A 13,251-nucleotide genomic window follows, 5' to 3' on the forward strand; every position below is an offset into this window, starting at 1 on the left:
GGCCGCCGGCTTATCCATGGCGGCCTGCAGCGCGTTCCGTTTCCTATGAGCAGCCGTGCATTTGAGTCATAGAAACGGGCGATTGAAGCTTCGAGGTCATGGCATTCCTTCCTCCCGAATCCTGCAGATGGTAATCGCAGTACGATCATAAAAACGAGCTTCCTGCCATGATATTTATTACATTGAGCTGACATTCTTTTAAATTCGACAAAATAAAACAAATTTCGCTATAGACTCAAGCTAAATAATTCCTCTATGATAGAAACTAAATAGCTCGACAAGTTATTATGAAAGCGCTATCCAAGACTTCGCAGGACGGCATGATCCTGAATCTAGGAGGGAATCCACCAAACCAGGGATATAGCAGAATCTGTTGTTAACCGAATAGAAAGCGTATTCATTATGCAGGAGCCTAGAAGCGGGCCGTTAACACAGATTTTACATATCGTTAATACTCGCATGATCTTATAGCTCTATCATAAGAGGTGTTCATAATAAGGAGGACACGCACTTATGACAGATCAAGGGAGTCGCCGTCTTCCCGTTATTGCTTCGATTACCAAGCTGGAACAGATCGATGCGGCTGTGAACAGCGCGGTGGAACGGGTGAACCTGATGACAGGCGACATCATGAAACTAAGGGATATCGTAAACCGACTGCACTCCTCAGGCAAAAAAGTGTTTGTCCATCTGGAAATGGTAAGCGGCATCGGCCGGGATAATTCGGCAGTGCAGTATTTGGCGGATTCGTACAAGATCGACGGGATCATTACGACGAAGACGAATACGGTATTGGCTTCGCGCCAAGCAGGCATCAGCTCGATACAGCGCGTGTTTGCGATCGATACGACAGCTTTGGGAACCGCAGTGAAGATGATCGGACAAGCACGTCCGGATGAAGTGGAATTGATGCCGGGACTTATGCCTCGCGTCATCCGCGATCTGAAGAAGGAGATTCACTGTCCGCTCATAGTGGGAGGTTTTTTACGAAGCGAAGAAGAAATCGACGAGGCGCTGGCAAATGGCGCAGACCTCGTATCTACGGGAGACACGCGTTTTTGGACGTAACGGTCTCCGTAGGAATGACGGATTAACCACAATTACATATTTGCTAGGGGTGGAGACGATGAGATAACCCGAGTAGCAGCTACTTTAGCTTTTATAGGAGGTGGTGGCTCTTAGGTTGCGCTCTTTTTGACGTCTCTATTTTTGTGCGCTTTTTAAGGGATAGGCGGGCTGTTTGGATGGGGATTCACCCGTTCCTATGGGATCCGCGTGCCGTTCCAACCGGCATTCGATGAAGTGGATCGACGGTAATTTTGGATGATGAATGATGAATAGATTCGAAAGGGGACAACAGATCATCTATGAAAAAGAAATCATGGTTGTTAATGTTATTGACCATATTTATGGTGATTACCACGGCTTGCGGAGGCGGCGGTGGAAGTGAAAGCGCCGGAGGAGAGGTTTCGCTGGATGACGTGGAAGCCGCTTCGATGGATATGAAGAACGACACGACACCCGTTAAAATCCAATACTGGCATGCCCACGCGGATGCCCAGCTTGAAGGCTTGAACTACATGATTGCCGAATTCCAGAAGAAATACCCTCATATCACGGTTGAGCCGGTGTTCCAAGGCGGTTATCCTGATCTTCACAAAAAATTATCGGCTGCAGTGGCTGCGAATGACGTGCCGGCTGTTACGAATGTCGAGGTTGCGTCCTTGCCAAACTTTGCGGACAGCGGAGTGTTCTCTGATTTGGGCCCATGGATTAAGCGCGATGAAGTGAAGATGGACGATTTCGCCAAAGGGATGCTGAATGCATATGCATTCAATGGCAAGCAATATGGATTCCCTCTGATCGTCAGTACCAGCGTGTTTGTATACAACAAAACGATGCTGGACGAGCTGGGTGTAGAGCCGCCGCAGAAGTGGGATGAGATCGATGACTTTAATGCGAAGGTAACGAAAAAAGAAGGCGACAAAACGACCCGTTATGCCTTCTCCGTTCCAGGCTGGGATACGTGGTACTACGATCCGTGGAACATTAACGGCGGCGGACAAATCCTGACGGAGGACCTGAGTGCTTCCGCTGTCGAGACCGAGGATTCTCTCCGGTACCTCCAGAATTTCTACAAATGGCAAAATGAAGGCAGCATGCATATGGGCTTCGGTAAAGGAGCTTCCGACAATATGCGCCAGATGTTCCTGAACGGCGAAATCGCCATGGTTCAGCATTCATCGGCTTTGCTCAAGATGTACCGCGAGAATGCGGACTTTGAGGTTGGCGTATCCTTTATCCCTGGAGATAAAGTGCGGACCTCCAATATTGGCGGCGCGGGGATCGTCATGATGGACGGCGCCGAGGATCTGGAGAAAGAAGCGGCTTGGAAATTCATCGAGTTCATGACTTCGGCGGAGCATAACATTAAGTGGGCTGAATCCGTAGGATACCTGCCGACAAGAAAATCCGCAATCGAGTCTGAAGAAGGCGATCAATATTTCGAAAGATGGCCGCAGTATAGAGCGGTATACGAGCACTTCGACGAAGTAACGCCGCGTCTGCAGCATCCGGCTTATCCTGAATTCAGCGAAGTCTACAAAGAAGTCATCGGGGAAATGGTATTGAACAAAAAAGATCCTATACCACTTATGCAGGATGCAGCCAAGAAGATCAACGATATTCTGGCTGACTATGAGTGATGCCTATGGAGACCAATAAAGCAATGACCAAGGCGGCGTCCGATCGGGCGACCGCTTCGGTCTCTAAACGGATGTCTCATACGTTGATCGAGAAGTGGAAGGACTTCTCGTTCGCAGTTCCGGCCTTGCTGTTTATGGGCGTGTTCCTGTATTATCCGCTGGGTTATTCCATCTACATCAGCTTCACGAATTGGAACATGACCCGTCCCGTGAAGAAATTCGTGGGCGTCGATAACTATACGCGCTTGCTGTCGAACTCGGATTTCTATCACTCCTTGAAGGTCACGTTCTTGTATACCGTCATGGACGTTGTATTCACGCTGGTCATCGGGCTGCTGCTGGCCTTGCTGCTCAACGTGTCATCGTCAAGGTTGTTCGGTTTCTTGCGCGGCGTTGTTTTTATGCCCTATTACATCTCGATGGTAGTCGCGGCCATGGTATTTACATGGATTTACAATGGACAATACGGGTTACTGAATTCCATTGTTTCCTGGTTCGGCATGGAGCCGGTCGAATGGCTGACCAACCCTTCGACGGCATTGCCGGCGCTGGTTGCCGTTTCGGTCTGGAAGGGCGTCGGGTTTGCGATGATCCTCTTTATTGCAGGCATGCGCGGAATTCCGGCCGAGTATTACGAGGCGGCCTCCATTGATGGGGCCAGCAAGTTCCGGCAGTTCCGCAACATTACGCTGCCGCTCTTGTCGCCGATGACCCTGTTTCTGGTCATCACCAGCTTTATCTCCTCCATGCAGGTATTCCAGTCGATCGACGTCATGACGGGCGGCGGTCCGCTCAAGGCAACGAATGCGATCGTGTACTGGATCTATACGATGGCCTTTGATGAATTCAAAACGGGAAGAGCCTCGGCGCTTGTCATGATTCTGTTCGTCATCATATTGCTGTTAACATTGGTACAATGGGTGGTCAGCAGGAAGAAGGTGCACTATGAAGGATAATTATATGGCTGGATCCGCCAAGAACCGAAAGACCATAATGACGCTCCGCGTAATCGGGGCCGTGATCGTGACCCTCGTCATGTTCTTTCCGGTGTACTGGCTGCTGATCAGCGCGCTCAAGACGCAGTCTGAGATGCGGATGGCCGTTCCTACATTCTGGCCTGAAACCTTTGCCTGGCAGAACTTTGCCGAAGCCTTCCGGGTTATCCCTTACGCGCGGTTCTTCGGCAATACCTTGCTCATGGCGGTCGGAACCATTATTCTGCAGTTGAACGTGGCGCTCATGGCCGCTTATGCATTCGCGAAGGGGAAGTTCTGGGGACGGGACGCGCTGTTTCTGTTGGTGCTTGCCGCGTTGATCGTGCCGGAACAGGTAATTTTCGTTCCCGTGTACGTCATGATGTCCAAGCTCGATTGGCTGAATACCTTCTGGGCGCTCATCGTGCCTCACGGGGCGTCCGCCTATGCGATATTCCTGCTCCGGCAGGCGTTCAAATCGATTAACAACGACGTGCTTGAAGCGGCGCGCGTGGATGGAGCCGGCCGATTCTCCATTCTGTACAAGCTATTGTTCCCGATGGCGATGCCGACGATCGTCACCATGGGCGTGTTGATCTTCATCTCGTCCTGGAACTCGTATTTCTGGCCGCTGATCATGACCAACAACAACGACATGCGCGTGCTTACGGTCGGTATTGCGATGCTGCGGGATTCCATCGCCGGGAATGAAGCGATGTTCTTCAACGTCATTATGGCGTCCAGCGTCATGGCGATCATCCCGATCGTGCTGGTCTTTACGGTGATGCAGAAGCATATCGTGGCCGCGATGGCGAACTCGACGTTTAAATAACCGCATACACCATATGATGCGGAATTCAGGACGGTGTGGAGACGGTGGGCAAGGATACACCGCCATACCGTCTCTTTGTTCGAGCGAAGGACATCAAGCTAATTCCTGCTGTGCGCAGCAGGGATCGGGAAGCCCGCGGCGAACAAACCTATAGAGCTGCAAACGGCATTTCGATTGCGTTAGTCCGTCCTCTTGCGGTGGCAGTGTGATCGAGGCCGTCAATCGACTTATATATGGAGGGAATGGCACATGGAAGTACGTGGATTGGCCCATCGAGGGTATCCGCTCAAATATCCGGAGAACACGATGCTGGGCTTTCGGAAAGCGCTGGAGCTTGGCTTCTCGCACCTGGAGCTGGATGTCCAGCTGACGAAGGACGGCGTACCTGTCGTGATACATGATCCCACGGTTAACCGGACGACCGACGGAACCGGAGCGATCAATGCCTTCACGCTGGAGGAAATACGCAAGCTGGATGCAGGCCGGGGGGAAGTCATCCCCACGCTGGAGGAAGCGCTGCTTTTTGCCAAGGATCGGATGATCGTTGACATCGAGCTGAAGCAGATGGGGGACGCTTACCCCGGTTTGGAACAGAAGGTTATTGACGTGATCAAGGATACGGGCATGGAGAAGCAGGTATTCCTGACCTCCTTCGATCATTATTCGATTGAACGGGCCCGTTCCCTTGATCCTGACATCGAGCTGGGGCTTGTGATTTACGGGGCGACGCCATCGGTCTTTCCTTATCTGGAACAGATCGGCGCTCGCTATGTGTCCGTCAAATATGTATACGTGACCCCTTCGTTTATGGAGGAAGCGCGCAAGCGGGGGATTCAGCTCATCGTCTGGACGCCGGATGACGAGGCGGTATTGGCATCCCTTGCCCAGTATCCTGAACTCTTGATCGTAACGAACAACTTGGAAGGCTGGGCCAAAGTGTACAAAGAAAAGATTGCACTGAATGCTTAGCGTTTTCAGGGACTGACTTGCGCGCAGCGGAGTGACCTATTAGGACGCTTGCATTTAGGAAATGCCAAGGGTCTTTCGGGGCAAGGCGAACCTAAAGTCGAAATGTGCATAGAAAAGGATCTGCCCTAGTCTCGATTGGGGCGGATCCTTTTATTATGAATGGCCGAATCCTGCTTGCTTCGGCTGCTTATGGCAGCGGAAAACGCCGCGGGCTTCATCTGGGCGGATGAATTTGAAAATTTAATGAAAATTTTCAGTTGACCTGCGGACAATTGTCCGTTAGAATAAAAAAACGCGTTACCGGACAATTGTCCGTATAGACAAAAGAGACAGGGAGGATAAGGTCTTGGATATGGGAGTGGGGCCAAGTTCGGCCAAGATTGATTTAAGTAAAATAAAAAAGAGGGCCGATCGTTGCCGCACTGATTATCGGAGCGTTCGTGTCCATCTTGAATGAGACATTGCTGAACATCGCTTTCCCAAGCTTGATGGAGCAGTTTGGCATTGGGGAGTCGACGGTGCAGTGGCTTTCCACATCTTACATGCTGGTTGTCGGTATTCTGGTGCCGGTCACGGCGCTGCTGCAGCTTTGGTTCACGACAAGACAGATGTTTATTGGCGCTATGTCGCTATTCCTGATAGGTACGATTATATGCGGCTTCTCGCCGGTATTCGGGGTGCTGCTGGTAGGCCGTATTCTGCAAGCCGTCGGAACGGGGCTTATGCTGCCGGTTCTGATGAACACCATACTTAGCATTTATCCGCCTCAGAATCGCGGAGCCGCAATGGGAATGATCGGTCTGGTCATCATGACGGCACCGGCGATCGGGCCGACGCTTTCCGGTTTGATCGTGGATGCGCTGAACTGGCGCTGGTTGTTCTACCTGGTCATTCCGCTTGCTGCGTTCTCCATCGTGTTTGCCGCGGTGTTCCTGAAGAACGTATCGGAACTGACCAAGCCGAAAGTCGATTATATTTCGATTATTCTGTCTACCATCGGTTTCGGGGGAATCGTATATGGATTCAGCAGTGCCGGCGAAGGTACCTGGTCTGATCCGAAGGTCATATGGTGCATTACGGCCGGGGCTATCAGCTTGCTGCTCTTCGTATGGCGCCAGCTGAAGATGGAGGAACCGATGCTGGATCTGCGTACCTTCAAATTTCCGATGTTCTCCCTCGTGACCGTGCTGATGCTGGTACTTATGATGAGCATGTTCTCCACCATGATCATGCTGCCGCTGTTCCTGCAGAACGCTCTGGGCTTGACTGCGCTATCGGCGGGTCTGGTCATGATGCCGGGCGGGATCATCAACGGATTGATGGCGCCGATTACAGGGAAACTGTTCGATAAATTCGGACCGCGCGTTCTGATTATTCCCGGCTTGGCGCTGCTGAGCATCGCCATCTTCCTGTTTTCGCGCATCGACGCTGCATGGACGGGTGGTTATGTCATCTTCCTTCATGTTATGATGATGATAGGGATTTCAATGGTTATGATGCCGGCCCAAACCACGGCTTTGAACCAGCTGCCGCGCTTGCTGTATCCGCACGGAACGGCGATCATGAATACGCTGCAGCAGGTGGCGGGAGCTGTCGGTATGGCGCTCTTTATCAGCATCATGACTGCAGGTGCTAAAAATTACGTTGAAACAACCGGGGATCTCAATCCGGTGCAAAGCATGGTTGCCGGTCTTCATAATGCTTTCGCAATCGGACTTGTTCTTGCAATCATCGCTTTCGTGCTGGGCTTATTTGTTAAACGTACGTCTTCACCCGTTGAAGAAAAACAGTCTGCCGCATAAGGTTCCCGTTTGTTTAATTAGAAAGGGATGCGTGCATTGCCGAAAGAGAATGACGAGTTGGGTCAAAAGATTTTGGATACGGCTCAGGCCTTATTTAACAAATACGGAGTCGAGGACGTCTCCATGCATCAGGTGGCCAAAACGGCGGGGATCGGTCAAGGCACCCTATACCGCCGGTATCCCAGCAAGAGCAAGATTTGCTTCACGCTGATGGAAGCCAAGATCGACCGGTTTATGGAAGGGCTGGACGTTTATCTTCGCAATAGCGAAGGCGAAACGGTAGCACACCAGCTTCGGACGGTAATGACGAAGGTGATTCTGCATTTCAACGAGGATCTGGAGTGGCTCAGGGTGATGCTGACCTCTGACCGTCTGGAGGAATCCAAGAACATTATGTGCGAGAACCCGCCCTTCACGTATTTGCGCTCACAGATCAAGCGTCTGCTGGAGCTTGCGGCGGAGCGGGGAGAACTGATGCCCCTGGATCCTCTGTTCACCTCCGTGATGCTTGCATCCCTGCCGCGGGCCGATATTATTCTGTACATGCGCGATATGGGATACAGCGCGGAACAGATTGCGGAGGAGTATTGCCGAAGCTTTGTGGACCCGCTATTTATACAACGCTAAATGATATATTCATGCACAGTGCAAAAGCCGTTTCGGGAGCTTGGAAAAGCCGCCCGGAACGGCTTTTTGGTTTATGTTCGGCCCTTGTACTTTGGATTTCAATGCAACATTTGGCAGATACGCCCGTCAGTATAGTTGTACATGATAATCTAAGGCACCTAGAAAGGATGATGAACATGAACAAAAAATGGAGGAAGCAAGCAGCCATGCTGATGGTTGCCGCCATGGCGGTTTCCGGTGGCGCAGCGGCTTATGCGGCACCCCAAACCGGGGACATTCAGGAACAGAAGCCGGTGGTGATCTCGGCGGTCATTGATTATGGTGTTCTTGTTAACGGCAAGGAAGTGGCTGGAGCCGGATTCATGAATGCCGGCGCGAAGCAGGTCATGATCCCGCTGCGCAGCGTATCCGAGGCGCTCGGATTCGAACTGGAGTGGAATCAACAGGACCGCTCTGCGGAGCTAACCCAACCGGGATCGCCGATTTGGACCCTCGTGCAAACGGGCAAAGACCAGTATGCGGTTAACAAAATGTATAAGTCCCTCGGCGCTGCTCCGGTGAACGTAAAGGGCACGCTGTATGTTCCTGCGAGCTTCTTCAGCGAAGTGCTCCAGGTTAACGTCGCGGTTGATGGAACGAAGGTAAACATCACGTCCGAGGAAGAGGTTAAGAAGGAAACCGTGGTTGGAACCATCACGGAAGTTATCCATAACGAAGAACGCAAAGCCGTTCATATTAACGGCACGGGCACCGAAGGAATCGTGCTGAACGTGGATGAGAACACGGTCATCCGCGATGCGGAAGGCAAGAAGATCGAGCTTAAGGATCTTGCAAAAGGCATGAAGATCGAAGCGGTGCACAGCCTGGCGATGACGATGAGCCTGCCTCCTCAAACGTATGCTTACGAAATCAGCGTGAAGTCCGACAAGGAAGAAACGGAGCAGCTGGCTACGGCCGGCGCCATCACCGACATCAATGCGGATGGCGGCAACCTGCGCGTAACGATCAAGGGCAAAGGGTTGACGGAACAATCCCCCAATGAAGTCGTCCTAAATCTGACGCCCGAGACGGTTGTCGTGAATAAAGACGGCAAAGCCTTGAAAACGAGCGACTTGACTGACGATGCGGAAATTATCGGCTACTACGGCCCGGTATTGACCAAGAGTCTGCCGCCAATCGGCAATGCCATCAAAATCGTTCTTCAATAAGTCATAAAAGGGAAGAAAGCCTGGCGGCAGCGCCAGGCTTCTTTCGGGATCCTTAATGATACAAGGGAGGGAGCGGAATTTCCTTATCGTAAATGGTGATATTTAAACGCTTCTGTTCATCGAGTGAAGCGAAGAATACTTGATCAAGGGGGATTCCCCGCTCACCCAGCTGAGTTTCCAGCCATTCTCCGGTAAGGTTTAACTTTCGGAGGGTAATCGTTTGAATGCGTCCTTCTTTGACGACGGCGTAGGACAGGCCGGCATTCTGCCGCTTTAACTTCAGGTCCTCCAGCGTGACCGCGGTCTTCTCCATCTTTTTCAGGATGGATAAAGCACCGCTCGGCTCCAGCACCGCCATATCGACTTCCGCCATATCGAAGATCTGTTCCTTGCGCAGCATTTGCAAAATGTTATCGATGGAGTAACGTGCTTTTTTCATATTCGGATAAATGAACTGCCCGTCTTTAACGACAATCAGCGGTTCGAATGTAATCCACTTGCCGATGCGCCGGCTCTTCACAAGCAGGATCGAGGCAAGCTTCTGCAACAAGCCGATGGCGATGATCGCAAAGGCGGTATGGATATGTTCGATTTTGGGATCCGCGATATCTGCTCCGACCACGGAGCCTAGGGACAGGATAATGATGTAGTCGAAAACGGGAAGCTCGGCGATGGAACGGCGGCCCATGAATAGGGTAACGCCCAAGAGCAGCGGGTAAATGGTATAAATTCTCCCAAGCACTAGCAGAAGATCCTTAAGGAGATCCATGGCACAGACCCTTTCCGAAGATTTTGTGGTCCTTAACTAGAAGGGTGGGCAGTTGTCATGAAAAATATGTATATACGTCCATTCCAAGTCTGGATCATGGCTTTTTCTCGAATCTATAGACGAGATTACCTAAGCCTTCGTTTGCGCAGGTATATTCCCTTCGCATGCCGAATACTGTACAACAAAATCGTCCATGACGGATGGAGGGAAACGGATGAAGCGCAGTTGGGTGAATTCGCCGTATTCATTTTCGCTGGGCATGTTTGCCATGATGGTTCCGAGTCAGGCGTTCAGCTCCTTTTACATCTTTTTCTACGTCGATACCTTGGGTCTTGGCATAGGGCTGGCATCTCTGGCACGAACCGTATTTCTGATCTGGGATGCGGTAAACAATCCGCTCATGGGGTATTGGTCCGATCGCACCAGAACCAGGCTGGGAAGGCGCAGGCCGTGGGTATTCGGGGCGATTCCGCTCTTCATGCTGACCTTCGTGCTCGTGTTCTCGCCGCCGGAAGGATTGTCTGAGAACGGACTGTTTATGTGGTTTTTGGTTGCCCTTATCCTGTATGAAGCCGTGGCAACCGTATTATGGGTCAATTATGGGGCGCTGTTCCCCGAACTGTTCCGCGGAGACCGCATCCGGGCGAAGGCCTCGGCCATCCAGCAGGGCTATCAAGTGGTGGCATTGTTGATCGGTACTGCGCTGACTCCGATCATCTATGACGCCATGGGATTTTCGAACATGGCGATTCTGTACGCGCTGCTGTTCGGCGTGTTCATGTTCCTGTGCATGATGAGCGTCCGCGAGGAAGAGGCGTACAGCGCAAGCGAGCCGCTCAAGCTTGTCCACGCGTTTCGTGAAACGCTGCGAAACAAGAAGTTCTGGGTGTTCAACATCTCCAATTCCTTTGCCCAGACGGTGAATGGACTGATAAGCTCCACGATCCCTTTTTACGCAAAATACGTGCTCCGCATCCCGGACAATCAAGTGTCGATTCTGCTGGCGGCCGTGTTTGTATCCGTCATCCCCTTGGTGTTCGTGTGGTACTGGATGATCCGCCGGATGGACGGCGTGAAGGCATGGCGTTTGTCGCTAGGGATATATGGGTTATCCGTCATCCCTCTGTGGTTTGGCTATGATCTGATGAGCGGCATTCTGGCAGGGATCGGGGTAGGGTTCGGTCTGGCGGGATTTCTGGTTACGCCGGCCATGGTTAGCGGAAACATCATCGATGAGGATGCGGAGCGGACAGGGCTTCGCAGAGAAGGGATTTATACGGCGGTCAGCGGGTTTATTACCCGTTCCAGCGGATTGATCTCCGCCCTGGCGTTTTTTGTCGTAGGCATGATATTCGGATATGAGAGCGGTGACAACCCGGGGAGCGATCCGGAATCGACCTTTCGGTACTTAATCAGTGTCGTTCCCTTATGCCTGTTGGCCATTTCCTTCGTGCTGTCGTATGCAACCAAAATCGAATTCTCAAAATCCATAGGAGGCGGGCATGACCATGGAGCGAAGACTGATCATCAACTGTGACGATTTCGGACAGAGCAAGGCCATGAATGAGGCGATCCGGCACCTGCTGGAGGAGAATAAAGTTTCATCGGCGACCATCATGACCGTGGCCCCCGGCTTTGAGGAGGCAGCCTCCTGGGCCGCACGCCGTCGCCAACCCAATGTGGGGCTGCATCTGACCTTGACGAGCGAATTCGAAGCTTTGCGGTGGAAGAGCTTGACCGGTCATTCTTCGTTGCATGACGCTAGCGGTCATCAATACCGGACGGTTCAGGAGTTTGAACGGGGAGCGGAGACGGGCGCCGTGCTAAAAGAGTTGGAGGCGCAATACCGACTGGCGAAGAAGGCCGGCATCCGCATCAGCCATGCGGATAACCACATGGGCAGCCTTTACGGGATGGAAACGGGGCGGAGCCTTATTCCGCAGATGTTGTGGAAGACTTCCCGCTGGCGCCTCCCCGCGCGCTTGTTTCGCTATATTCATCCGGAGGATCCGCTGCTCAGCACGCTGCCGAATATCGAGCGGCCGGTGGCGCTTGCCTCCAGCCTGGCCGATACGTTCGGCGTGCCGATCCCGGATTATCTGCTCTCGCATCCGTTTCCCGTCGTCGAGGGAGAGACCTACGAGAGCTTCAAACAGTCGCTGATCGATAAGCTGTACAGACTCCCCGAAGGGGTCAGCGAAACGTACGTTCACCCGGGGGCGGAGGATGAATGGATGCTGGCGAATATTCCGAATTGGGAGAAGCGGGTATGGGAGTACCGCCTGCTGTTTGATGATGATTTTGCTTACGGTTTGCGGGATGCCAAGGTGATCCTGACGGATTACCGCTACGTGGAGGAGCATTTGAAGCGTCCCCGCGTGCGCTCGGCGGTGAAGCTGATGAAGGCAATGGCCAAAAAAACGTAAGCCTATGCTAAAAACAAGCCCTGCCGCGGCACCGGCAGGGCTTGTTTTCGGTTAAGTACGCTGGGCTCGCACTGTCATGTACGGTCTCGCATCGACGTTACTTCGCTTCAGCTTCCAGCTTGGCAATCTGTGCCTTGTATTGGTCCAGCAGTTTCGCCAGCGCTTTTTTAATGGCGTCGGCGTCCTTGGAATCCATCGCTTTGAAGAGGTCAATTCTGGCATGGATAAACGCCAGATCCTCATCGTCGATCTTCACTTCCAAACTTTCTGCATCGCTGAGCTTCACTGCCTTCACGCTGGCTGTCTCGAAACGGATCACGTCGTGTTTCCCGTTGCCGGCATCAGTTTTCACGGCTTCCGCTGCTTTGATGGCGGTACTTTCGAGAGGGACAAGCTCCTTGATCTTGGTAATCTGTATATCCTTGATATCGCCACTGTCCACGAATCCCTTGACAGCTTCAGCCGGAACAGCCTTCACGGCAATGGATATTCCGAATTCGCCTTCTGCCGCGACCGGCTTTACCTTGCCGTTATCTGCAGTGACAGCCGCGGCCTCCGAGAAAAAGAAGGTTCCCTCGGTTCCGGCAAGCTTCCCGTATTTCGCCAGCGTATCCTTCCAGTCCTGAACCGTTTCCGGCGCGTGTTTTTCAGCCAATTCCAACGGATTCGGCATAACGGAAATGGTTGCCGTGGTGGCAACGGGCGCGCTTTTACCTGTTTGGTTCGGTGCATCGGCTGGGGTTTCGGCACCCGAGGCATGGACGGGAAGAGCTGCTGTTCCAAGAAGGGCAGCGGATAGGGCGAGCTTGCCAAATAGTTTGTGCTTCATCGTATTAACACTCCTTATCGGGGTTGGTTTGTCTTACAGTACCCAGTGTACGAATCAGCATTGGCAGAACATTGGTGTATTTGTGGAAAAACAATGGCATTCCCCATTCG

General features: G+C 52.3%; 13 protein-coding genes. 11 read left to right on the forward strand and 2 right to left on the reverse strand.

Features of this window, described 5'->3' with window-relative positions:
* Nucleotides 1–513: 513 nt before the first annotated feature.
* The 9 genes from P0X86_RS02325 to P0X86_RS02365 all read left to right on the forward strand — a co-directional run bounded on the left by P0X86_RS02325 (nt 514) and on the right by P0X86_RS02365 (nt 9,117).
* Entirely contained in the window at nt 514–1,068 is a 555-nt protein-coding gene (locus tag P0X86_RS02325) for a glycerol-3-phosphate responsive antiterminator (protein WP_012818698.1), read from the forward strand.
* A 299-nt stretch (nt 1,069–1,367) separates the two neighbouring features.
* The gene (locus P0X86_RS02330; protein ID WP_096774740.1) at nt 1,368–2,705 is read left to right on the forward strand and encodes an ABC transporter substrate-binding protein; all 1,338 of its coding nucleotides are present in this window, start codon (nt 1,368–1,370) and stop codon (nt 2,703–2,705) included.
* Nucleotides 2,705–3,661: a carbohydrate ABC transporter permease gene (locus P0X86_RS02335; protein ID WP_036672924.1), complete on the forward strand. Its 957-nt coding sequence runs from the start codon at nt 2,705–2,707 to the stop codon at nt 3,659–3,661. Before P0X86_RS02330 ends, P0X86_RS02335 begins: the two co-directional genes overlap by 1 nt.
* On the forward strand, nt 3,651–4,511 hold the full coding sequence (locus tag P0X86_RS02340; RefSeq protein ID WP_009593684.1) for a carbohydrate ABC transporter permease: 861 nt from the start codon (nt 3,651–3,653) through the stop codon (nt 4,509–4,511). Before P0X86_RS02335 ends, P0X86_RS02340 begins: the two co-directional genes overlap by 11 nt.
* A gap of 44 nt (nt 4,512–4,555) precedes the next feature.
* Nucleotides 4,556–4,720, forward strand: a complete 165-nt coding sequence (locus P0X86_RS02345) for a hypothetical protein (RefSeq protein WP_192569912.1) — start codon at nt 4,556–4,558, stop codon at nt 4,718–4,720.
* Between the two features lie 40 nt (nt 4,721–4,760).
* A complete protein-coding gene (locus P0X86_RS02350; RefSeq protein WP_277747678.1) occupies nt 4,761–5,480 on the forward strand; it encodes a glycerophosphodiester phosphodiesterase in 720 nt (239 codons plus the stop codon).
* Between the two features lie 410 nt (nt 5,481–5,890).
* On the forward strand, nt 5,891–7,282 hold the full coding sequence (locus tag P0X86_RS02355; protein WP_481858290.1) for an MDR family MFS transporter: 1,392 nt from the start codon (nt 5,891–5,893) through the stop codon (nt 7,280–7,282).
* Between the two features lie 27 nt (nt 7,283–7,309).
* A complete protein-coding gene (locus P0X86_RS02360; RefSeq protein ID WP_249732836.1) occupies nt 7,310–7,909 on the forward strand; it encodes a TetR/AcrR family transcriptional regulator in 600 nt (199 codons plus the stop codon).
* Nucleotides 7,910–8,085: 176 nt separating this feature from the next.
* The gene (locus P0X86_RS02365) at nt 8,086–9,117 is read left to right on the forward strand and encodes a copper amine oxidase N-terminal domain-containing protein (protein ID WP_277747679.1); all 1,032 of its coding nucleotides are present in this window, start codon (nt 8,086–8,088) and stop codon (nt 9,115–9,117) included.
* 52 nt (nt 9,118–9,169) lie between these two features.
* Here P0X86_RS02365 and P0X86_RS02370 read toward each other — a convergent pair whose 3' ends face one another.
* On the reverse strand, nt 9,170–9,886 hold the full coding sequence (locus tag P0X86_RS02370) for a DUF421 domain-containing protein (RefSeq protein ID WP_277747680.1): 717 nt from the start codon (nt 9,884–9,886) through the stop codon (nt 9,170–9,172).
* Between the two features lie 214 nt (nt 9,887–10,100).
* On the opposite strand from P0X86_RS02370, the gene P0X86_RS02375 reads away from it, so the two are divergent.
* Together P0X86_RS02375 and P0X86_RS02380 are read left to right on the forward strand one after the other, a co-directional pair.
* Complete coding sequence (locus tag P0X86_RS02375; RefSeq protein ID WP_096774734.1) at nt 10,101–11,423, forward strand: MFS transporter; 1,323 nt, start codon at nt 10,101–10,103, stop codon at nt 11,421–11,423.
* Nucleotides 11,389–12,312 (forward strand): polysaccharide deacetylase family protein, encoded by a 924-nt coding sequence (locus tag P0X86_RS02380; protein WP_036664719.1) that lies wholly within the window; start codon nt 11,389–11,391, stop codon nt 12,310–12,312. Before P0X86_RS02375 ends, P0X86_RS02380 begins: the two co-directional genes overlap by 35 nt.
* 97 nt (nt 12,313–12,409) lie before the next feature.
* Here P0X86_RS02380 and P0X86_RS02385 read toward each other — a convergent pair whose 3' ends face one another.
* The gene (locus tag P0X86_RS02385; protein ID WP_277747681.1) at nt 12,410–13,141 is read right to left on the reverse strand and encodes a hypothetical protein; all 732 of its coding nucleotides are present in this window, start codon (nt 13,139–13,141) and stop codon (nt 12,410–12,412) included.
* Between the last annotated feature and the right edge of the window lie 110 nt (nt 13,142–13,251).

This window comes from Paenibacillus sp. BR1-192, from assembly GCF_029542445.1.
Classification (GTDB): domain Bacteria; phylum Bacillota; class Bacilli; order Paenibacillales; family Paenibacillaceae; genus Paenibacillus_AQ; species Paenibacillus_AQ lautus_A.

Bases quoted from the DNA above. Each gene is read 5' to 3' on its own strand.
- P0X86_RS02325 (WP_012818698.1), top strand. From the start codon at position 514: ATGACAGATCAAGGGAGTCGCCGTCTTCCCGTTATTGCTTCGATTACC.
- P0X86_RS02330 (WP_096774740.1), top strand. From the start codon at position 1,368: ATGAAAAAGAAATCATGGTTGTTAATGTTATTGACCATATTTATGGTG.
- P0X86_RS02335 (WP_036672924.1), top strand. From the start codon at position 2,705: ATGCCTATGGAGACCAATAAAGCAATGACCAAGGCGGCGTCCGATCGG.
- P0X86_RS02340 (WP_009593684.1), top strand. From the start codon at position 3,651: ATGAAGGATAATTATATGGCTGGATCCGCCAAGAACCGAAAGACCATA.
- P0X86_RS02350 (WP_277747678.1), top strand. From the start codon at position 4,761: ATGGAAGTACGTGGATTGGCCCATCGAGGGTATCCGCTCAAATATCCG.
- P0X86_RS02360 (WP_249732836.1), top strand. From the start codon at position 7,310: ATGCGTGCATTGCCGAAAGAGAATGACGAGTTGGGTCAAAAGATTTTG.
- P0X86_RS02365 (WP_277747679.1), top strand. From the start codon at position 8,086: ATGAACAAAAAATGGAGGAAGCAAGCAGCCATGCTGATGGTTGCCGCC.
- P0X86_RS02370 (WP_277747680.1), bottom strand. From the start codon at position 9,886: ATGGATCTCCTTAAGGATCTTCTGCTAGTGCTTGGGAGAATTTATACC.
- P0X86_RS02375 (WP_096774734.1), top strand. From the start codon at position 10,101: ATGAAGCGCAGTTGGGTGAATTCGCCGTATTCATTTTCGCTGGGCATG.
- P0X86_RS02380 (WP_036664719.1), top strand. From the start codon at position 11,389: ATGACCATGGAGCGAAGACTGATCATCAACTGTGACGATTTCGGACAG.
- P0X86_RS02385 (WP_277747681.1), bottom strand. From the start codon at position 13,141: ATGAAGCACAAACTATTTGGCAAGCTCGCCCTATCCGCTGCCCTTCTT.